The organism is Sphingobacterium sp. WOUb80 (assembly GCF_050058145.1).
GTDB lineage: Bacteria > Bacteroidota > Bacteroidia > Sphingobacteriales > Sphingobacteriaceae > Sphingobacterium.
In genome coordinates, this window is sequence record NZ_CP165617.1 from 3,285,466 (window position 1) to 3,308,043 (window position 22,578).

Below are 22,578 nucleotides of genomic sequence, written 5' to 3' on the forward strand. Positions count from 1 at the left end.
AGGATATAATGTTTGGATATATAGTGCCTTCAATAATTCCCTATTTTACTAAAGCATTAACATAACTAGTTTAATGACACATTATTTTGTTACCAAGAACTTTTGTAGTACAACGTCAAACCCTCTGCTCCCGTAATTATTTTTCCGTTTATCCGACCAATTCCCCCGTTCACCCATCAGTGTTATGGTTATTGTATAGGTATCGTCTTTCAATTGCGGACTGGCAAACTTAATTGCTAGATTAGGTACCAGTGCATACATATCCACAATAGATGTTAGTATATGCTGGCCATTTTTATTTTCAATCGTCACTCTTGCATAGCCCCCCGTCGGTCTAGAAAGTCCATATAAAGCTACTGCCCGACCATGAAAACTCATGGTCAACTGATCACCGCGCCGGTTTGAGCTGATCGTGTGCAAACTGTCCTGCTTCCAATTACCTTTACGGGTAACCTGTTTTGATGTCGTCAAGTCGATGGATGCTTCTCCAGGTGTTGACATGCGATACTCTCCCGTCTGCAAATTAAGCTGCCATGCGTCATAGAAAATAGGTAATCGTAGCTTATTCCCTTCAAAAGACAGTGGTTGCCATACATAGGTCCCTGCCGATTTTTGCTTAGGAAAAGACCAACGATCGCCCATATACATCCACGTTGTCGTTTTTGTACCTTGAATTGGCAAGACAAAGGTACATTGTGAATTCCAGGTCAAAGAACCTTCTGGAGCGAACAATCCCTGTTTTTCCCAAGGTCCAGTCAAAGACCGCGAAGTATAATAATAATTGTCATTACGTTCCCAACTTGTCAAATTAGATCCCAGAAAATAATATAGGTCATTCTTTTTGAGCATAGTCGGTGATTCAAAACCAGCCCCCATCGCCTCATTCAGTTTCTTTTCGACATGTTTATAATCCGCGCCCAATAGGTAAATTTCCCCTCCATGGATCAAAATATATCCTCGTCCATCATCATCCTGAAAGCTCCCCATATCCCATTTTCGAATAGGCTGTCCATTATAAAGCAAAGGTCCTTGGAACTGATAAGGTCCTGTAATTCTGCTTGCTGTAGCATATCCAACAAATTGATCTTTGTAGTTGAGCGAATCCACATGCATATACATAATGTATTCTCCAGTTGTCGGTGACCGCATTACCTTTGGTCGTTCGCCAACTCGATTCGGTCCTAGCTTCCCAGCGGGCTGTACCGGAAGTGCCATACTTTCAAATCGCCAATTCGACAGATCTTTGGAGGAGTAGCAGGAAAAGCCATTGAATACATTGGCTGAGTCCGTTTTATATTCGCCAAATAGAAAATAAGTATCCTTTTCTTTGATGATGCAACCACCACGTGCGCTCACAGTTTTTCCTTGCGCATCAATCCATGGCACCCCTGAATAAATGGCATCGTAATGTCCCTGCACTTGGCCTTCTACAAAAAAAGGTGCCAGCAGCAGAAACCAACTTAATATTGATTTTGTTGCAAACATCGTTACGAGACAATATCTATAAATCCCCAAAAAAAACTATCATGTCCTATCCTGCCTAAAACACAATTTCATTTACATCTTCAATGCATCAATCGTTATGAACCTCTCAGCCATTTCGGAGCTATCATCAATCCACCGCCTTCTGATTTTTGTCCCTTCCCTGGAAAAATTAATATTTCATGAGATTTGACAGTTCTAATCTGTCTTACAATGATGTTCTCATTCGATTACTAAAAAAAATACTAAAAAATGAACTACATTACAACACAGTAACCCGTCCACTGTGATCAAAATGAATACAAGAAATAAACAAATGCGGCTAGTTGACTGGAATTATCAAAAGGGAGTGAGTAGTTTTTTTATTTTGGGTGTCTTAAAGGTAAATGACAACATGAAATATGATAAAGTTGACTGAAAGTGAATCAAAATACAACAATCTGGAAGAGTTAAATACCGCTGAACTGTTAAACTATATGAATGATGAGGACAATACAGTGCCCCAGATCATAAAGAAAGTGATTCCACAGATTGAAATTCTTGTAAATGAGATCGTCACAAAGCTTAAAAACCAGGGTCGGTTGATTTATATTGGCGCTGGAACGAGCGGCCGACTAGGTATTTTAGATGCCTCAGAATGCCCCCCAACATTCGGTGTCTCCAGCGACGTCATTGTTGGATTAATTGCCGGTGGAGACACAGCTATAAAATATGCGGTCGAAAATGCGGAAGATAATAAGAGTGCCGCGTGGGAAAGCCTCAAAAAAATAAACGTTTCAGAGACAGATTTCGTCATCGGTATTTCGGCATCGGGGTCGACTCCTTATGTATTGGCCGGACTGCAGGCAATGGCATCCATGGGTATCACAACAGGATGCATCGTCTGCAACGCGGGAAGTGAAATCGCGCGGACAGTGGATTTTCCGATTGAAGCAGTCACTGGCCCCGAGTTTATTACAGGTTCGACTCGCATGAAAGCAGGGACAGCACAGAAACTAATTCTCAACATGATCAGTACATCGGCCATGATTCAGTTGGGCAAGGTCAAAGGCAACAAAATGATAGACATGAAGATCTCAAACGATAAATTGATAAAAAGAGGCGTACTTTTTATCATGGACGAACTCGGCTGTACGGAATATCAAGCATTAACCAATTTGCAGAAATACGGTAGCGTACGTGCTGTATTGGAGCACTATAAAGATTAGCCCATGAATAGCCAGCCACATAGTTCACACTTGTCCACGCTGTTTGAAAAGATCAATCAGGGCGATAAGCAAGCCTTTAATGAATTCTATTCCTGCTACGCATCAAGATTCCTGAATTTTGCAACGCAAATGCTTGCGGATACCGATACGGCGGAGGAGGTCGTGTCGGATCTCTTTGTACAGATATGGACAAAAAGAGCGATAATCCGAGAAATCCAAAAACCACAGCTATACCTCTATAAGTCCCTGAAAAACGGCTGTTTAAATGAAATCCGAAAGAACGTTTATGCCAGTCAAAGCATTGATAATGAACTGGAGGAACGTACTGCCACTCAGGCACCCGACCCTCTCCATGTATTGATTGACAAGGAACTGCATGCCATATTGACCGAAGCCGTCAATTCCTTGCCTATGCAACGAAAAGTCATTTTTACATTGATCCGAGAAGATGGCTTAAAACAGAAAGAAGTCGCGGAGCTATTGGATATTTCGCTTCGAACAGTAGAAAATCAACTCTACAGGGCCATCAAATACCTCTCCAACTATATCGAAGTTTACTGGAAGAAGGAGCAGTCAATCATGAACAAATCAAATTTCAACCGTTTTTTATTGTCACTTTTCTGGTAGGCAGTTAAACAGTTCTCAAAAATAAACACAATGGACAAAGACGATTTTTTAAGATTATTCGCAAAAAAGTTAGCCGATGGGCTGACCGCAAGTGAACAATTGGATTACGATCTATATCTGGTAGAGCATAAGCAAGAAAAAGAGATAAGTCTCCTGTTAGAAAGATTTTACCACAAACCGAAACGCAACAAATCGACTAATAAGGATAAACTAGATTCCATATGGAAGAAAATAGATGCAGCGGAAGACCCGACGGCAAAAACTAAAAACTACCGTAAAATGGTCTTTCTATTTGGGAGCATAGCTGCAGCTCTGCTAATTTTCGTTCTGCTCGGCATCAAATACTTCAATTCCACCCATCTTGGCAGACCTGTAATCCAAGAATCCGGAACGCAGATCATCTCTCTTGTATTGAAAGATGGAACAAAGGTAACCTTGGATAAACATGCAACATTAAGCTACAATAGTAATTATGGCAAGGATAACAGAGAGCTCCTCCTAGATGGCGCGGCATTTTTTGATGTAGCAAAGGATACCCTGCACCCTATGCATATCACTGTGGGAGATTGGAAAGTAAATGTAGTGGGAACGAGTTTTACCATAAAGCCAAACTTGTCCAAGGATGAATCAGAACTGGTATTATACCATGGAAAGGTTCAGTTGTTCCATAATGATTCGCCAGATCATATTTTTACCATCACGCCGGGAGAAAAGGCCATATGGAAGCAAAAAGCACCGGGAGGAGTTCCAAATCTGGCCATCAATAAACTGAGCCTTCGTGAATTGGAGTCTAGCAGACTATGGGCTCAGGATTCTATTATATTCAAAAATCAATCACTAAAAGATCTGATGGAAAAAGTTGGTAAAACCTACCACATGAAAGTAATCTTTGAAAACAAGAAATTGATGAATGCTAAATTCAGTGGTGCAATTGCAAGTAAGGATCTTAACATAAATGAACTATTACACATATTAAATGTTAGCTATCCTTTTGAATATGAGATAAGAGATAGCGTGATCCTTTTACGCTAAAAAAATGAAGATGTTTACAAGATCGATTTTATCATTAATAATCACTGTATTTGGGCTGCAGTTTTGTCTAGCACAGGCACGCCATATCCGCTTGGAACCAGGTACGTATCCATTAAAAAATATCTTTGATATGATTCAAAGCCAATGTGGTTATGCAGTGTTTTACAGCGATGAGATTGTTATGGATGACATGATCCTGACGGTAGACACCAAGCAGATCACTCTAGATGATCTATTAAACAAAAAATTAAAGGATTACCATCTTGGGTATCAATTTCTCGACAAAAAAATTCTAGTGATATCTGACCTGCCTTCTAGCACATTAGAACAGCTGCGAGTAGCGAATAAAATCGAAGGACAAGTCAGTGATATAAAAAATCGACCTTTGCCTTATGCAACCGTCCGTGTTTTAAAAGGTGATTCCATAATAGGTGTTACAGTTGCAAATGAGCTGGGAAGCTTTAACATTGCCCTCCCCTCGGACCAAAGGCAACTGATGCTCGAGGTTTCTTCTCTAGGTTATAAATCAGTCAAAAAATCGTTTGACGACCTTGGCCGAACGGGCAAAGTAAAACTGACCCTGGATACCGACAATACTGTATTGGAGACGGTAACAGTGACCGAAAACCGATCTCCCTATGTTAGGCAGGCAGACCGTATGATTGTCAATGTAGAGGGGACGATACTTGCAAACGGACTATCTACACTCGACCTTTTACAGCGATCACCAAATCTTTGGGTCGACCACAACGGCAATATCAGGATCAGGGGTAACCAGTCTGTGATCGTTATGATCGATGATATTATACAACGCATGTCTACTGAGCAATTGGCAGAATACCTCCGTTCAATTCCTTCCGAAAATATTAAGCGAATAGAAATTATCTCCAATCCAGGGGCTGAGTATGAAGCGCAAGGCCTTGGTGGAATCGTAAAAATAGTCATGAAAAAGGGAACAAACGATGGATCCAAGATCATCCTACTGGCTCGCTATATACAAAATGTCAAAGATCCCTATTTTAACGGCGGTACCTTATTTGACTACAAAAATAAACGGTTCTACCTGTCCGGAGCACTCGGCTATACCAAAGATAACCAACGCTATAAGACAGATTATAACATCCAGTACCCTGACGATTCGAAATACCTGAGTAATACGCAGCGTTTTAAGAATCTCGATAGCTATAATGCCCGGCTAACAGCCAACTACGAAATTGCCAAAAACCAAAATATTGGATTGCAGACCATCTGGACAAACTCCAGGTCTGACCAAGACTTCCATACCAATAATGCGCATCAGATGAAGGGTGATACTTTATACAAAACAACGGACAATGTCTGGAAGAATAGACCGACAATGGTCAACTCTACCTTCAATTATTCGTTGAAAATAGATACATTAGAGTCTACCTTTAAAGTTATCGCCGATTATTTGTACAACGACAATGGGGAATCGAATAACTATCGTATGACCTCGCCTGATAACCCTCTCCCCTACATCTATCAAAATCTTTCACCCAGTACAACAAATATCTACAGTATACAGACCGATCTCAACAAAAAATATCAAAAGGACTTTAGTTTTGCAACAGGCCTCAAATATGTACGGACAAAACGGAATAACACCGTCGAAAGAAATAATTTTATTGCGGATAACTGGCAGCTTGATTCATTGTATAGCAATCAGTTTATATACAACGAAGATCTTATTATGGGGTATTTCACCCTGGATAAAAAAATCAACAACTTCTCAATAAAAGCAGGATTACGGGCAGAACAAACTTTTATCGATGGGCTATCGGTAACAAGCTCCGAGAAGGTAAAACAAAATTATCTCAATCTATTTCCCTCTATTTTTCTCTTGCAGAACATAGGAAAGAAGGGTACCTCTATTCATCTTAACTACGGAAAAAGAGTACGACGGCCTTCTTTTAAAGATTTAAATCCCTATACGCTACAGATCGACGACTTTGTGCTAATCCAGGGAAATGTAGATCTCCAGCCTGAATACATCCATCGCATTGAAACAGGAATTACGCTAAAAAAAGGTATCTCGGTCGATCTATTCTATTCCAATACACAGGATAAAATAGTGCTATTTAGCACGCAAGTCAACAACAGGCAGATCAAATATCAATCAATAAATTTCAAAAATGGTGTAGACTACGGCTTAGGTGCATTTTTCCCATTTACGATAAACAATTTTTGGCAGCTTCAAAGCAACCTTTCGTTCTTCAAATCCGAATTTGAATACGGCAATGTAAACCTTTCTCAAAAGGTATTTGAAGGAAGCTTATTTAACTCTCTGAAAGTTAGCAAGCTATTTGATGTCAATCTATACCTGAGTTATCGAACTCCATCTTACATTGGAAATACGAAATATGCGGATCAATTCTATAGCAGTGTCATGTTTTCTAGAGCGATTTTAAATGGGAAAGGTAAAATAACGCTACAAGCCAATGATTTATTCAATACAGCGAGGGAGCGAGAGTTTTCAAGCTACGAAGGTACTATCATCAATTTCTATCAAAAACGTCCCACACGTACTTTTGGACTATCCTTTACCTACACAATTACAAATGGAAAGAAATTTGAAGATAAGAAAATCATCCAATCCAATGATGAACAGCGAAAACGTGTCAACTAAAATAGTCTAAGCGCGTTTAATAAACAAAATATTCCAACCAAAGTACATGGGTAGAAACTCAAAATAAACATCGTGATAAATCTACTGCGCAAATACATTACGTTTCGCTGGAATATATTTGTTTAGTTATTAAAAATTATAGTATATGACACTCGAAGAACTCGCACTTGAAATTTATGCAGAAAGAGCATTGACATATTTTGAAAGTAAACTCCTTGTTGCTTGGGCCGTCAATGTTTTAAAGTTGGGCTATGAAAGTGACAACCTGTACATATTAGCTGGTTTGGATTATGCATCTACAGAAGAACGCGAAATCTATTTTTGGAAATCAATTGCCGATCTAAAGTTAAATATAGAGAAAAGTGAAGAAGATTTAATGAGAAACTATGCCTTAACAATCGCAAAAAAAGCAATCAGAAAAGAGGTCAGTATAGATTATGCTTTTAGCCAAATGTTAAAAATTGTATCTGCAAGCGCGTATAATAACAAGTACATAGCATTCTATGAAATTGACGAGGATCTGGACTATTTGAGGTACAGCAATTCAACTCTTTATAATACAGGCCTTACGCTTGAAAATTCAAAAGAATTCATCTTGGAGAAAATGAAAATCTTCGTCGAAATGGAAGACTTAACTATATGCTCCGAAGAACATGCCAAATGCTATTGTGAGACCTGTAGAAATCTAAATAATCCAATAACGAAAAATAAATTTCAATTTAAAACACCATTTAGATATACAGTTAGGGTTTGTGGGATATGTGGCTCAGAGAAGCTTAAATACAACGGCAACGATGATGTTAAGAAGGTTGTACCCTGATCTGCAATGTATTTAGCACCAGCGCATCAACAGAAATATAGAAATCATTTTTTTCCGCTGATTCACCGGTATTTTATTTTAATTTTTCAAATATTAAAGGCATAGCTTCAGGACTTATCGCACCCATTTCTACCAGTTCTAGTGACTTGACCATTTTTAATGTAGTTGTTTTATATTGCTGAAAATGTACAGACTTGATATGCAAATCGTAAGCTTCCTTATTGGCATAAATTTCTACCAACTTCAATACCGTCGGTTTATCCTGCTGGTACATCGGAAAAATTGAAATTACACCAGGCTCTATCTTCAGTGATACAGAGGACTGATCCTTAAGAATAGCTTTATATTGTTCCAGATATTCAGGTACGATTTCTATCGCTGCAATCCGTACCATCATATCAGATTGTATGACCGGTAATTCGGGTTCGTCGATTGCTTTTCTCAGCATATTCGCCTGTGTTCTTCCCGCAGCTTTCTCAATCACATCTGTAAGTTCAGCTAGCTGGACGTCGGTTATGCCTGTATTTTTACCCATTAAAATATGAGCTTTCAATTGCGGTTCCACACCAGGCATTGCTGCTAGTGCTGATATGGTCACAAATTCCCGTTGACGATAATTCAAAACATCGCTAACAAAAACATCGGCAAAAAGATGTTCCTTTAGAAATGAATCCGCGCGCGGAGCAAACTCACCTATGCCAGGACTGGGCTTTTGCTGAACGGTCTTAGTCAATTCTTCAAGAACCTTTCGGCCTTGTTCATATTTGTCTGCAACCTTGTTATCTACAACAATGGATTTACCTTCCCGATCCCTAATCCCTCTACTCGCTCTTTCGTCCAAAACGTTTTTGAATGTTCCAATAGCATTAAGGCTACGTGGAAAGCCACAGTACGCATAGAGCTGTACCAATGCTTCCTTTATTTCGTTGATTGCGAGCCCGGCATCCAGTCCTTTGCTTAATGCGGGTCTTAGTGCTTTTTGGTCTCCAGTGGCTGTAAGGGCAGCGATGGCTGCTAAAGTTTGTTGATGAGCATTGAGGACTCCTCCTTTTTTGCTTTCCTGTGCTTTCATTGTATTATTTATGTTTATCGCGAACAAAAAAAATAAAATCAATTGCTTCATGCTGAATCTGCTCATTTTCTCAAGTTTTTAATTTATATATCAACTAACGCAGCTAACAACAATGAAGCTGCAATTATCAGAAATTTCCATTCCTTATCTGTAATTTAATCCCAGTGCTTCACACTTGAAAGTTTGTTGTGTGAATAGTCTAACCAGGACTTGTATAGGCAAATTTCGGGATTAACGGGTTCAATTTGTTTATACAGAATACAGATGTATTTACCACTTTTACGGATTTGGATCCAGCGATATACAGCTAAAAGAAAGGTTTTCTAAATTTGTAAGAAAAAAGAATGTTATGGAAGAAATCCGAAAAATCGATACCGTAAAACAGTATAATAACGAGATGGGGGTTGAAACAAAACACCCCTTGGTAAGTATTGTCAATTTCGACGAAATCCCCACTTACATTCAATTCCGCAGATATATGGGACTGTATTGTATTTTCCTGAAAAATATAAAATGCGGGGATATGAGATATGGCTGCCAGCCCTATGATTATGAGGATGGCACACTAGTTTTCATTGCTCCTGGCCAGGTATATGGTATTGATAGCAGCGGCCAGATTATCAAACCTTCAGGAAGGGCTTTGGTTTTCCATCCGGACATGATTGCTGGCACTCAATTAGGAAAAAATATCAAAGACTATACGTTTTTCTCATATGCTGTCAATGAAGCGCTCCACCTGTCAAAAAAAGAGCGTTCCATCATCAGTGATTGTTTCGATAAGATTGAAAATGAGATCGATTTGAATTTAGACAAGCACAGTAAAATTCTTATCGTGTCCAATATTGAACTTTTTTTAAATTACTGTCTGCGTTTTTACGATAGGCAGTTCATTACCAGAACACATATAAATACAGATATACTGATACGCTTTGAAAATCTTCTACATGATTATTTCAGATCCGGGAAATCTCTGACTCTTGGCTTGCCAACAGTCAGTTATTGTGCTGAACAATTGTATCTGTCTCCGAATTATTTTGGTGATCTTATTAAAAAAGAGACCGGAACAACTGCCCTTGATTATATACAAACTAAACTTATAGAAGAGGCAAAGGAGAAGATATTTGTCCCCAATAAGTCTATCAGTCAAATTGCAGAAGAACTTGGCTTTAAATATCAACAACATTTTACCCGCCTTTTTAAACAAAAGGTTGGTGTCACTCCAATTGAATTTAGGAATCTAAATTAGCCTGTTCATTATTCTTCACTCTATTTCAATAATTTCCTGGTGAATTATGCCTCCATCCTGATCTCTTTCGAGGTATCGATACGTCCCTTTTGAAAGGTTTAGCTGTATCGTATCTTTTTTTGAGAGTGACAGATAGATCGGAATCGCCGTACTATCGAGTTGAAATTCCTTATCATGATAGATATATATCGCGTAGGCTGTTCCTTTTGCCAAGTTGGTTTTTGCGATATTGTACTTACGATTGAATTCATTTCCTCCAATTACTATCTGATCGCTATTCAGACAGTTTGACAGATATAGGTCGTTATCGTACAGTCTGGTGTTCTCCATGATATATATAGAATCGTTCGTTTCCTGAGCAGAAGAAAATTTGACCTGATTAACAGTATAAGGGTCAATTTTACTGAGTTTCTTAAAATAATGGGCCATACTTTTATTTGCGCCGATATCTCCTTCGTCTATATGTCCGCCACCTGCTAACACAATAACTTTAGTATCACTTTTTGTGTTGATTTCAGTTTTTCTAATAAGATTTCTTGCTTGAGAAAGGTCCCTTTCCTCTGTATCTTCAAAATCCTCATAACTGATCACTTTTAAGCCTAACTTGGTGGCCGTCCGAATGAGATTGGCCATATTGGGATCTCTGGTATAAAATCCACTTTCGATATTTGGAAACCCAAATTTATTAATCCGCTCTTCATCTTCAGATAAGCCTTCTAAAGCAAGTACATTAAAGCCTTCTTTGTAAAGCTTTGGCAATAGCAGATTGACCACCAGCCGACATCGCGGAAGCAAATGATTCTCGTTAAACATTACCACTCGATGTCGTTTTATTTTTTCAGCAATATCATCTATCGAAACCGCCGTTTTTTTTCCTGTAAATTGCTCTTGTTCAGGTAAGCTATCATACTGGACACTTTCCCCGAGAAACGAGCTGTAGGATTTAAACAGTTCACTGGCATATTGGCTGGTTTTATTTTGTACCAAAAGTTTTTGCAGCGTATCTCTCGGAGATAAGTAGTTAGCATATCCTTTATCTTTAAAAGCAGACTCAGCTATATCAAAATAATTGATTTCTTCGTCGGGATCTTCTTTACTAAAGTTTGCGCCATAAGTCAAAGAACTGTAAGTGGTTTTTACATGATTTAAGGCCTCCTTGATATTTTCATTCCTATGACCGGTCTCCGTCCAGATTTCGTTAATCAAAAGAAATAAATCCTTTGTATATGGGATCGCAATTCTAGTTATGATGTTATTTTTATTTAACTGAATATTTCGATAATAAATAGAACCGTGCATTGAGCTATCTAAAGTGAACCTTGAAATATCTAAAAAAGCTTCCAAGCTGCCAACCACATACATAGGGTTTGTACTCGATTCATAGGTTCCCCAAAAAATAATATTCTTTGACGGGAACTTTACCTGCCTCTTTCTAAAGACAGACTTCACATCTTTTAAATCTATATACTTAGATCCAAAATTTGCGTTCCCGTAGAATGCGATCTTTACCCCCAAGGAATCATTTGTCAATTGATTCATAGCCCCTTGAGAAAATTTATTTAAGTTCGATATTGGCCGATTAACCGTCGTACAGCTAGAAAGAACCAGAATAAATATTAAAAAACCAGCCGGCATATTTAGCTTAATATGGATCATAATTGCAAGGTTTTGATTTAGGTTTGTGCAGACTTGACAACCTATGAAATACTCAGACAATTCTTTAAGAATATAGGTCATCCTGTAGAAATATAACTAAATAGAGATTGTGCTGTTATACTAAGTTGGTATAGCCTCCTACGGCTGCGCTGCTTTGTAGATTGGCTGGAATTCGCGGTGCCACTTCTCTAATTTGCTATTCTTAAACCTAAATAAATAGAATTCATCATCAAAGGGTACATTCCTGTAGGATATAACTTCAATGGTGTCATTAGCGTTTACTTCCTTTTGCGAAATTGAGTAAGATGATCCAAGGATATTAACGACCTTGGTTTTGGACATGCCCAGCTCAAGCTGCTCCATCTTCGATTTTCTCATTGTGGCAATGCGGGTACCAGAGCAAGCGGAAAGCATCACAGTCAAAAGACATAAAAAGGTTATCAAGTTATATTTCATAGAACTAATTTACTTAATAAATCAAAACTATTCATTTCTTTAGTTGACGATCGATCAACTTCAGCTATTAATTCTTCTAAAATGCTGATCGATAAATATGCGCAACTTTAAATTTACAAAATCTCCGAATCAGAGCAGAAGTTTGATTTTTTTGAAAACTTTCAAGAAGTTTATGAACAATATGTTATATTGAAACATGGTTTAGCCAACTTGAGAAATCTAAAAAAATATATTAGGGAATGCTGTAAGTCATAATTTCTGTACCATTAGATTTTCTTACAATTTCTTTTGTATTTCGAAGTACTAAGGTGTGGCTTCCAAGTTTGCTATATGAAACAAATTCTCCATCTGGAGTTTGTTTGCAGATAATAAACATATGCCAGCCCGTGTCAGCAGGAAGTGAGATAATCACTTTTTTATCAGACTTCAATTCATTTTCTATGGTTTGAAAGAGACTGTCAATCGGAAAGTTTTCATCCCGGGGCAAAACAAATTTTTGAAAAAAAGTAATGCCATATAATTCTTTTTTGTCAAAATTATGGAAAGAACCATCGGCTTTGTCTTTCCATTCATTCTGCAGATCGTAAAAATCAAAATCAACAACATTATAATACTTTAGTATCATTTCAATAGCTGAGGGGATACACGACATCTGAAAGATCTGATTATGGTTATTTACGACAGTATCAAAAAAATCACAGCTATCGACTTTTATTGTTTGAGCTTTCAAAAGAAAAATAGGAGATGTGGCTATTAACAGAATTAAACTAAAGAGAATTCTTTTCATAATTTAAATTATTTATAGATAGTATTGATTTTTCCAAATCCAACAAAACTGAATTAAAACGATCATATTCTTGGTATAGAAGCATATTGTATTCAATATCGGCTACAATAAGGGAGGAAAATTGTATGTCATAATTTCAGTACCATTAGTTTTTCTTATAATTTCTTTTGTATTTCGAAGTATTATTGTGTGGCTCCCAAATTTGTTGTACGAGACAAACTCTCCATCCGGGGTTTGCTTATAAACAACAAAAATAGACCAACCCGTGTCAACCCGCAGTGAAATAATTACTTTTTTACCAGACTTCAATTCATTTTTTATTGTTTGAAAGAGACTGTCTAACGGAAAGTTTTCATCCCGAGGCAGCTTAAATTTTTGAGAAAAAGTAATTCCGAATACTTTTCTATTATCAAAGTCCCGAAAAGAACCATCGGCTTTGTTTTGCCATTCGTTCTGCAGGTCGTAAAAGTTAAAATTCACTACTTTACAATACTTTAAAATCATTTCTATAGCAGATGGAATACCTGAATACGGAAAAATCTGATTATGGCTATTTACGACAGTATCAAAAAAGTCATAATTATTGTTTTTTCGTGTTTGAGCACTAGCCTCAAAAAGAGCCGATATAGATACTACCATGATCAAAGTAGAGAGAATCTTTTTCATAATCTATTTTATTTGCTTACAAAGACAGCGAAACCTATAATTCTTGCTTCTGACTAATCGGATGCAAAACACAAGTTTTGGTAAAATTAAAGCACGCTCTCTATCCAGGTTTTGGCAACTTCTTCCAAATTATCCGGAGCGGTACTTGCTTGACTCATATTTCCATTTTTATCGAAAACGACGTAACTAGGAATTGCTTCAAAGTTGTATTTCTTCTTAATTGCTTCAAATTGGTTTTTATAAAGATAATAATGCTCACCCTTGAGGACTTCAGTCAGTTCATAAAATCTATTGCGGTCTGAAGTTTCGTCTGTTAGATAAATGAATTTAATATCATCCCTATTTTCAAATCGTTTTTTAACCTTTTCTATCGCTGGGGAAGCAGCAAGACAGGGGCCGCACCAGGTTGCCCAAAAGTCAACCAACAGAACTTTTCCTTTATATTTCTCCAGTATATTGTTTAAAACATCATCATTTTCTTTTTCGAATGGAAGAAAGAACACTTCTCCATTCTTCTTCTTCTGATTAAGCAGGCTGATAGCTGATCGATGCAAAATATAACTGCTTAATTGTTTATTTTTAAAGTATGCAATGATATCGTACAGATTCTGATCGCTTAATTGCTGTCCTTGATTTATGGCGTTAATATATGCACTGGCAGCCATCATATCATAAAAAAGATTATGATCGTCCTGAGACAAATATTTAAACGTCTTTTTGAGGCTTTTTGTAAAAACAGCAGGGCCAGTCTTCAAAATATCAGGCAATTCCAAAAGCGTATCCTTTTGAATAGTAAGCAAAAGGTCAAAATAGCCAGACGGAAGTAAACTAAGTGAGTCTAAATAGCCAGATGTAATGAGATTATCATAATATGAACGTGTTCTAACCGGTAAGTTGATTTCTTTTTTGTCATCTATACCTAGCATTTTATAGTAGTTCAAAAGACTTGTTCTATAGTCTTTTAAGAGTGGTGTAATCTGAAATGTTTCTATCAGTTTTGAATAATAATTTCGTAGGAATTGAGAAGGAGTATTTTTCAGCAAAGAATCTTTCATCTGATTCAAATGAAGCATTTTAACTTCTGTGAATTCCTTTTCAGAAGCAAATTTAGCTTTCTCTTTCTTTACTCTCGGCTTGTAGGAAAACATTTTCATGATGAGCTTTTCCTGCAGACCAGAATTGTCAAAAATCTCCTTGTAAGAACCATGGTAATCCAGATCAAAATTGGCGGAATCGGTTACATGAAGGTTAATAACATTAGTTTCATTCGGAAGCAGAATAGTCGAGAGGTAGCGACCATTTATCCTAAAAAAAACCGAAGCAGGGCCAAATGTAAATTCGGATAGTAAAAGAGTCGAATCATTGACGCTTCTAAATGTAACCGGCCGGTCTCCTTGTAAAGGATCACTCATAAAAGGGCCATCTACTTCCAGGTTTTTCAAATCATGCGGTGACGCTCCTTTTATGATAAGTGAAATATAGCCGCTAGACATATAATTGCTCTGCCCGTAACAGTTGAATATAAGGGATAGCAGACTTCCCATAAAGACTAGTCCTATTTTTAGCATAATAATTATGAATAGTTTATAATTTTAACAAATGTACAGCAGAGAAAAAACAAGCATCTCTTATTTAACTCTAAACTAATGTTTTATTCACTCTGATTGTACGCATATTTTTAAAAATACACTTTTGTGTAGTAAATATAGACAGGCTGTTCATCTGGATGGAGCCACCTCTTCTTAAGGCTTCCCTTCCAATTTTTCCGACGGTATATTTTTCAAATTTTTATTACATAATATGCAACATTCTTTCGCTAAAACCGACTAACCAATAGCTACTAACTAAAACAATTATCATCAAGCTTTAGCGTAAGAAATTTAAATTTATGAATGTATTAAAAAAACTTTTCCTGATTGTCCCCTATCTGCTGTTTTTCTCTCTATCTCATGGTTCATATCATACAATTACCATTCATGCTAACGATTCAACTCTTCTTGTTACGGGTAAAGTAGTCGATTCTATTACCAATCAACCTATTCATTTAGCCTCAATATATTTATGGGAACACCAAACTGATAACGCCCCACTAAAAACAACGATGACAAACAAAACCGGAGACTACCAGCTAGCGTATAACCGTACGCCCTTTTATCTTAAAATCAGCTACATGGGATTTCAGCCGCAGACCAAAAGAATTGAAACCATGAACGGGAGCAATATAGATATCGGCACAATAAAACTGCTTAAAATTGACAATAAGCTTGAGGAGGTGACAGTTTCTTCGAAAAGGCCAACGCTAGAACTTATTACTGGCGGATATAAATTCAACGCAGACAACAATGTCATAGGAAACAGCACAAATATGGCAGAACTACTCAAGCAGGTACCCGGACTTACTGTGAACGAGCTGGAAGGTAAATTACAATTGCTTGGCAAGGGAGCCGCAGTATTAATCAACGGCCGCAAAGTCAATATGGGGGGGCAGGATCTATTGAACTACCTAAAATCCCTGCCAAGCAACGATGTACTCTCCATTAATGTGCTTACCAGTCCAGGCACAGCCTACGACTCCTCCGGTGATGGAGGGATTTTAGATATCAGACTTAAGAAAAATACCAACCTGGGATTCTTTGGTTCTGCAAGCGCCAGTGTTTCTACACTTTGGGGAACAGATGAATCACTGAATCTTAATCTTAAAAAAAATAAGTTCGAAATTTCATTGGGCTATAATTTCTCCTACAGTGAAAACCAACATAAACGAAATGATCTCATAAAAAACTATTACTTGCCTGATTCAAGTTTTCTCTATAAGCAAGAACAGGTTAGCCATAGGTCCCAACGGACACATTCAATCAAAACCAATACACTTTATCATGTTGATTCGACGAGCACACTTTCTTTGAATTATTGGTATGCTTATTTTTATGGCAAATTTCCAAATGAAAGGGACGCTGCTATCTATAATCGGAAAGATGAATTTCAAAGAAGAATTGAACAGCGTGATTTAATTTTTTTAGACAATAATTTCCATATCGTCGATCTGATTTATGATAAAAATTTTGAAAAGAAAAACAAGCTTTCGATTGGCCTGAATTATTCTAAATACTCCAATGAGAATAATACATCGTTTTGGAGAAAGGCATATAATTTTTCCGGCATCGGAATAAATTCTTCAGAAAACAACAGCAGAAATTTTATCACAACCAGACCCTATGAAATCTGGACATTCAATGCTGATTATAAAAACAGCATTGGAAAAGACATTGATCTAAAATTTGGAGCAAAATATAACAGAGCAAATACCAAAAGCTTCTTTAAGAATTTAGCTACAAATGAAAATATAGTAAGTGGAGAAGAAAGTAAGGAAGATGAAGTCCAATACAACGAGAATATACTTGCCGCTTATGCTGCTTTGGGCGGTAAATATAAAGGCATCTCTTTCGATGTGGGTTTGCGACTTGAATCATTCGACTATACACTGCGATCCATTTCGATGAGCGAAAAGATAAAAAATAATTATATTAATTTATTTCCCAATTTTTATATACGACATGATTTCGACGAGAAAAAAAGTATTTCTTTATCGGGGAATAGAAGAATTGAACGGCCCGGTTACAACATGCTCAATCCATTTGTAGTAACAAATAATCCGATCTATTTTACCAATGGTAACATTTATTTAAAGCCTTATTTTGCCAATAGACTGGATCTCCAATATTCACATAAACTGAATGACAACCACTCCATCTTACTCTCTTTATATGGAAACTCCTCAAACAAAATGTTTGCGTATGTATCCAGGTATAATCAGGAGGCAGCAAGTCCAGAGTTTAACTATTATAATGATTATAATCAGCAACAGATTGGAGGTTACTTCATGTCGCAAAACAAATTTGGAAGCAAGGTGAATATCAGCACATACCTATCGCTCCAACGTCCGACATTCAAATCGAACAATGCGGAAGATATTTTGTTACCCGGAATGCTAAACTTCAACGGATCAATCAATACCTTCATCCATATCTTTCCAAAGACTACTATCCAAATACTTGGTTTCTATGCCTCGAAAAGAAATAGTTTTCAGATGAAATATGGAGCTACAGGGTATGTAACGACTGGGGTACAACAAAAGGTCCTCCAAGACAAGCTGAACATATCCTTGACTATTGAAGATATTTTTAATTTACAAAAAGCTCCTATTTCCAGCTTAGGTAATGTGATTGCAATTGAGTCAATCAATAAATTAAGGTCAAGATATGCAAAAGTGAGTTTAAGTTATAATTTTGGAAAGACCTTCTCGATCAAACAGGCAAAAAAACTGGAGAAGGATTCGAGAATAGATTAAAAAAGATAAATTGATTCCGTTAGTAGGCAGCAGCGACTCTGAAAATGTGAGTAATAACAATGAGCTGATCCGTTATCATCTGTGAATATGTTAAATTTTTGCTGTTAACACTTTTTAACCTGATTATATGGTAGCTTAGCGAACATAATAATTTAGATCAACCACAATGCCCTTTTTAGATCATGTTCTACAAGTTCCTACCTACGGATGGAAAGACAACGATGGAAACCTCGTAAAACCTAGTAAAAAACAAATTCTTAACGAATTCTTCAAACGTCTCAATATATTTAAAGACAAACGCAACTGGTTGCCATTTTTTAGCTGGCTAAAAGTGGCGTGCCTCATTCCTTTTTTTATCTTATTCTTAGTATACCATCTCAACTGGTGGACAGTACTGGCAGCCTTTGTTTACAGTATGATCGTTATGGGTACCCATGGAACGATATGGCATCATCGATTTGCCACGCATGGAGCCTTCAAATTTCGGAACGGATTCTGGCGTTTTTTCACACAAAATCTGACTATCAATGTAATTCCTGAAGAAATATATGTGATTTCACATCATGTCCATCATGCAAAATCTGATAAACCAGGAGACCCCTATAATGCACAAGCCGGATTTTTATACTGTTTTCTAGCGGATGTAAATCACCAGCCTATTGCAAAGGACCTTACCGAAAATTCTTATAACCGAGTAAAACTTCTTATGCGCCATACAGGTGTAGCAGCCAATAGTTATCTGCAATATCAAAAGTGGGGCTCCTATGTAAATCCTAGCCATGCAATAGGGTCCTGGATACTGAATTGGGCTTTCTGGTATGCAATCTTTTATCTGATCGGTGGCCATGCACTAGCCTGTACACTCTTTGGTGCTGCTGGATTTTGGGCTGTAGGTGTAAGGACATTCAACTATGAAGGTCATGCGAAAGGAGAAGACAAACAGCGGGAAGGCGTTGACTTTAATGAAAAAGACAAATCAATAAATCAACTATGGCCTGGAATTGTTGCGGGCGAATGGCACAACAATCATCATTTGTATCCAAAAAGTGCGCGAAGTGGTTTTAAACCTTATCAAATTGATCTCGCTTGGTGCTATATTAAAATGATGCATAAACTGGGTGCAGTCAGCAGTTATCGCGATGACAAAAAAAGATTCGACGAACAATACCATATCCCCTATCTAAAATCAAAGGTTTAAAAAGCAAAAGGTACATCCTGGAAAACGGATGTACCTTTTGTTTTTTATCTAAAATGAATACCTTAGGCCCAGCTGTACCTGTGCTCGGGAATTAAAATAATCTATACTGTATGGCGTGCCGGGGTTGCGGAACTCAAAGACCGGCCAGTTTCCTTCGTTCTGCTGTGGTGGAAATAGCGTTGGCGTCAGTCCGACCGAACTTGTCGAGTTGAACGTATTCGGCGAGAAATACTGTACGCCCCATTTCCGGTACAGCAGGTTCGTCAGGTTCATCACATCAGCCGACAGGGTAAGGATATGCCCCTGCCTATTGACGGCAAGTTCGTGTGCCAGCCGCAGGTCTGCCTGCACATTCCAAGGTGTACGTGCTTTATTACGTTCGGTAAAATCGCCGCGCCGTCCACTTAAATAGGCATTGGCATCAATGAAAGTATTGAAAGCCGCAGCCTGTTGCACTGCTGTCTGTCCACCGGCAATATCTTTAAAATACCGGATTGCCTCCGACGCTGTCGGTATATAGACCAGCGATACTTGCTGTGGTAATCCCTGAATGCTATTGTTCACGATACCATAGGTAAATGGCGACCCTGACTGTGCTGAAAAGAACAAGGTAATATTGGTCCGTCCTGCACGGTGCCACAGTTTATCATAGCTGATACTTGCGACGATCCGATGCCGGATGTCAAAATTACTGAAGGCCAGACTGGGGTTATTCGGGATCAAGGACTGATTGAGCTGCCAGTTTGATTCCATCGAATTCCGTACCCCATTGGACAAGTCTTTTGACATACCGTAGGTGTAGCTTGCCGTCGCATTTAAGGTCTTGTATTTTTTGGCAACCGTTCCTGTCAGGCTGTACTTATATCCCTGATTGGTATTGCTCAGCAAGTAAATATTCGAGAAACGGCTATCCACTGTACCACTATATATCGGTTGCTGGTGCCCACGGTCATAACCGTACCAGCGCGGGTTGTCAGATGTATTGAGCTGCTGAAATAATACATCGCTGATATTTTTGGTATAGATCCCCTCTAGTGTAAACTTCCAGTCGCCAGCCGCCTCATAGTCAATACCCAAACTTCCCCGAAAGACCTGCGGCAGGGTAAAACCATTGTCTACGAGGTCCACTTGTGTTTTTCCGCTATTGGGATCGTTGACAACTGCCCCGTTCTGCGCAATAAAATCGGCCAAGCCATTTTCACTCGGACGTATCGCATCACTTCCCGGTGCAAAAGGCTTCTGATCTGCCCGCTGGTCAAATGCACCATAACTGTTTCCGGTATTGTAATAAGCGTAAGCCAGCCAGGCAAACGGAATCCGTCCCGTAAACAACCCTGCCCCGCCGCGCAATACCAGTTTGCGGTCTTCTGTTACTTCCCAGCGGAAGCCTACTCGTGGCGATAGTTGTACCCTATTCATAAAATCATTGCGCAGACGACTAAGGGGTGTATATTGATAAGTCGTGCCGAAATTCGGATCTGAGAGGATATTTTTCACTTTATCGCTCAGTTGAGGCATATCCGGCAGACTTGCTAAATCTGCCCGTAGGCCGGGTGTAATGCGTAATCGGTCGTGGATACGGATTTCGTCCTGTAGATACAAGCTATACATATTGACACCAAAATCTGCCGCTGGATTTGCGAGGATATAGTCGCGGGTATTGTTGTTATAATTGTAACTTCCCCGTACCCGATATGGATTGTTGTGCACAAAATCTTCGATGCTGTTGTAATCAACACGCCCGTTCCAGCTGTTCACAAAACCGTAACGGATTTTGTACAGTTCATTGTGTGTACCGAAAAGCAGCTTATGGCGCCCTGTATTCCAGGTTAGGTTGCCCGTAAACTCCCAGGTGCGTTGCTGCATATCAAAGATGCTTGCTTCACGGTCTGTCCCGATGTACACCGTCGTCCCCGGTGTACGTCCCTGGATCTGTACCTGTGGCAGCGTCGGGTCTGACAGTGGATCACGTCTATCGTTGACAACCGTATAACCGATCACGGCATTGGCGGAAAGACTATTTGAAAAACGGCTCTTCAATTCGGCTACCGTACTGCTCTGGTTGTTGGTCTGTTTGAAGGCCATGCTCGAAAAACGAAAATCCTGCTGGTCGCGGTCCATGTGTGTAGCCGAACTACGGATGGTATTGTTGCGGATTGCCAGCTGATGCCGGGCATTGATATTCCAATCGACGCGGTTGAAGAACTTGACAGACTTGCTCCAGTTGGTATAGCTGTCGGCTGTGCCCGCATCAAACAAATTGCCATAGCGCTCCTTGACAGTATTCGCTATTTTTTCGGCATCTGCCACACTCAATATCTGAGCTGTTTCGGTTGTGCCAACAATAAGCTGTGTCGGATCCTGCCGGCGCGCGATCTCTTCATTGCTGAAGAAGAACAGTTTATTTTTGATAATCGGGAAACCGATCCGGAAACCAGCCTGGTAATCGTAGAAGTCACTGTTCATCTTGCCCAGTGTCCCTACACGGTCTTTTCCCGTCAGTGCCGCATTGCGGCCGAAACCATATACCGAACCCTCGATTTTGTTCGTCCCCGAACGCGTAACTGCATTCACTGAACCACCTGTAAAGTTACCGATCTTGACATCATAAGGAGCAAGATACACCTGTACATCTTGGATTGCATCGATCGAAATCGGATTGGTGCGGGTTGAACTTCCCGCCATTCCCGAAGTACCGGTCTGCCCACCCAAAGATGGCGAAAAACCGATGGCATCGTTGTTGATCGCGCCGTCCACAGTGACGTTATTGTAACGGAAGTTGGTACCACCAAAGCTATTGTCTCGGCTTCCCTGCGGTGTCAGACGTGTAACGTCAGTAATTGAACGCGATACGGTCGGCATATTGCGAATCTGCTCACCCGAAATATTTTTACCGGCACCGAAGGTATCAGCTCGCTGCCCCCTTGCCCGGGCGCTGACCACCACCTCCTCCATGCGTTGGTTGGCTTCGGTCAACAGGAACTCGAGCTCCTGTGCTCCCCCCAGCCGGATAAAAATATCCACACGGATATCGGGTTGCAGCCCGACAGCGGTAGCACTAACACGGTAGGGTCCGCCGATACGCATATTATTGATCGTAAACCGGCCATCTTTATCTGCTGAAAGGGTATATTTTGTACCCGAAGGTGTATGCAGCGCTTCGATAGAAGCGCCTGCTATCGGTGCTTTTGTCCCGTCCAGTACCCGGCCCGTGAGGGTCCCGGAAGTTTCCTGCGCCAGCATCCTTGTTGGCTGGAGCTGGAGCAAGAATAGGGCAATAAACATCCCGATCCAATGATATATTGTCTTGTTGATTGTTCTCATGTAAACATT

Annotated in this window: 16 protein-coding genes; 8 read left to right on the forward strand and 8 right to left on the reverse strand. The window is 39.1% G+C overall.

Features of this window, described 5'->3' with window-relative positions:
- Positions 1 to 81: 81 nt before the first annotated feature.
- Positions 82 to 1,485: a family 43 glycosylhydrolase gene (locus AB1Z56_RS13780; protein WP_426789374.1), complete on the reverse strand. Its 1,404-nt coding sequence runs from the start codon at positions 1,483 to 1,485 to the stop codon at positions 82 to 84.
- 398 nt (positions 1,486 to 1,883) lie between these two features.
- Here AB1Z56_RS13780 and murQ point away from each other — a divergent pair, with 398 nt between their 5' ends.
- The 5 genes from murQ (at position 1,884) to AB1Z56_RS13805 (ending at position 7,816) form a co-directional block, all read left to right on the forward strand.
- A complete protein-coding gene (murQ, locus tag AB1Z56_RS13785) occupies positions 1,884 to 2,690 on the forward strand; it encodes an N-acetylmuramic acid 6-phosphate etherase (RefSeq protein WP_426789375.1) in 807 nt (268 codons plus the stop codon).
- 3 nt (positions 2,691 to 2,693) lie between these two features.
- The gene (locus tag AB1Z56_RS13790) at positions 2,694 to 3,317 is read left to right on the forward strand and encodes an RNA polymerase sigma-70 factor (protein ID WP_426789376.1); all 624 of its coding nucleotides are present in this window, start codon (positions 2,694 to 2,696) and stop codon (positions 3,315 to 3,317) included.
- A 30-nt stretch (positions 3,318 to 3,347) separates the two neighbouring features.
- Complete coding sequence (locus tag AB1Z56_RS13795) at positions 3,348 to 4,349, forward strand: FecR family protein (protein WP_426789377.1); 1,002 nt, start codon at positions 3,348 to 3,350, stop codon at positions 4,347 to 4,349.
- A gap of 10 nt (positions 4,350 to 4,359) precedes the next feature.
- Positions 4,360 to 6,996: an outer membrane beta-barrel protein gene (locus AB1Z56_RS13800; protein WP_426789378.1), complete on the forward strand. Its 2,637-nt coding sequence runs from the start codon at positions 4,360 to 4,362 to the stop codon at positions 6,994 to 6,996.
- 145 nt (positions 6,997 to 7,141) lie between these two features.
- Entirely contained in the window at positions 7,142 to 7,816 is a 675-nt protein-coding gene (locus AB1Z56_RS13805) for a hypothetical protein (RefSeq protein WP_426789379.1), read from the forward strand.
- A 73-nt stretch (positions 7,817 to 7,889) separates the two neighbouring features.
- On the opposite strand, the gene AB1Z56_RS13810 is transcribed toward AB1Z56_RS13805, so the two are convergent.
- On the reverse strand, positions 7,890 to 8,888 hold the full coding sequence (locus AB1Z56_RS13810) for a carboxymuconolactone decarboxylase family protein (protein WP_426789380.1): 999 nt from the start codon (positions 8,886 to 8,888) through the stop codon (positions 7,890 to 7,892).
- 349 nt (positions 8,889 to 9,237) lie between these two features.
- Between AB1Z56_RS13810 and AB1Z56_RS13815 the strand changes: the two genes are divergently transcribed.
- Positions 9,238 to 10,134: a helix-turn-helix domain-containing protein gene (locus AB1Z56_RS13815; RefSeq protein WP_426789381.1), complete on the forward strand. Its 897-nt coding sequence runs from the start codon at positions 9,238 to 9,240 to the stop codon at positions 10,132 to 10,134.
- A gap of 15 nt (positions 10,135 to 10,149) precedes the next feature.
- Here the strand turns inward: AB1Z56_RS13815 and AB1Z56_RS13820 are convergent, their stop codons facing one another.
- From AB1Z56_RS13820 to AB1Z56_RS13840, 5 genes are all read right to left on the reverse strand, one after another.
- A complete protein-coding gene (locus tag AB1Z56_RS13820) occupies positions 10,150 to 11,673 on the reverse strand; it encodes a hypothetical protein (protein WP_426789382.1) in 1,524 nt (507 codons plus the stop codon).
- 255 nt (positions 11,674 to 11,928) lie between these two features.
- Complete coding sequence (locus AB1Z56_RS13825; protein ID WP_313264043.1) at positions 11,929 to 12,168, reverse strand: hypothetical protein; 240 nt, start codon at positions 12,166 to 12,168, stop codon at positions 11,929 to 11,931.
- Between the two features lie 310 nt (positions 12,169 to 12,478).
- Positions 12,479 to 13,033 (reverse strand): hypothetical protein, encoded by a 555-nt coding sequence (locus AB1Z56_RS13830; protein ID WP_309362693.1) that lies wholly within the window; start codon positions 13,031 to 13,033, stop codon positions 12,479 to 12,481.
- Positions 13,034 to 13,135: 102 nt separating this feature from the next.
- Entirely contained in the window at positions 13,136 to 13,699 is a 564-nt protein-coding gene (locus tag AB1Z56_RS13835; RefSeq protein ID WP_426789383.1) for a hypothetical protein, read from the reverse strand.
- An 86-nt stretch (positions 13,700 to 13,785) separates the two neighbouring features.
- Positions 13,786 to 15,267 (reverse strand): TlpA family protein disulfide reductase, encoded by a 1,482-nt coding sequence (locus tag AB1Z56_RS13840; protein WP_426789384.1) that lies wholly within the window; start codon positions 15,265 to 15,267, stop codon positions 13,786 to 13,788.
- Positions 15,268 to 15,587: 320 nt separating this feature from the next.
- Between AB1Z56_RS13840 and AB1Z56_RS13845 the strand changes: the two genes are divergently transcribed.
- On the forward strand, positions 15,588 to 18,047 hold the full coding sequence (locus AB1Z56_RS13845; RefSeq protein ID WP_426789385.1) for an outer membrane beta-barrel protein: 2,460 nt from the start codon (positions 15,588 to 15,590) through the stop codon (positions 18,045 to 18,047).
- A gap of 166 nt (positions 18,048 to 18,213) precedes the next feature.
- Positions 18,214 to 19,245: a fatty acid desaturase gene (locus AB1Z56_RS13850; protein WP_313264049.1), complete on the forward strand. Its 1,032-nt coding sequence runs from the start codon at positions 18,214 to 18,216 to the stop codon at positions 19,243 to 19,245.
- A gap of 48 nt (positions 19,246 to 19,293) precedes the next feature.
- Here AB1Z56_RS13850 and AB1Z56_RS13855 read toward each other — a convergent pair whose 3' ends face one another.
- Positions 19,294 to 22,569: a TonB-dependent receptor gene (locus AB1Z56_RS13855; protein WP_426789386.1), complete on the reverse strand. Its 3,276-nt coding sequence runs from the start codon at positions 22,567 to 22,569 to the stop codon at positions 19,294 to 19,296.
- Positions 22,570 to 22,578 lie beyond the last annotated feature (9 nt).